1 protein-coding gene is annotated in these 216 nt (G+C 70.4%); it reads right to left on the bottom strand.

Annotation, left to right across the window (positions count from 1 at the left end; translation table 11 throughout):
• On the bottom strand, positions 1-216 hold a 216-nt coding region (locus KDH83_RS33025; RefSeq protein ID WP_212323329.1), incomplete at both ends, for a phosphate acyltransferase.

Here is a 216-nt window from a genome sequence, read left to right as displayed (position 1 = left end):
GCAGGTTGTAGGCGATGTTGCCCGAGTCCACGTTCGGGCACACCAGCAGGTTGGCCTCGCCCTTGAGCGTGGACGAAGGCAGGATGCGCAGGCGCAGCGCCTCGTCCAGCGCGCAGTCGCCGTGCATCTCGCCGTCGATCTCCAGGTCCGGCTCCATCTGGCGCACCAGCTCCAGCGCGCGGCGCATCTTCGCGCCCGAGGCCGAGCTGCCCGAGC

Origin of the sequence: Achromobacter sp. Marseille-Q0513 (assembly GCF_018195695.1) — a bacterium.
GTDB lineage: Bacteria > Pseudomonadota > Gammaproteobacteria > Burkholderiales > Burkholderiaceae_B > Achromobacter.
Note: the sequence above shows the minus strand (reverse complement) of the source record. Positions and strands in the feature narration are given on the sequence as shown.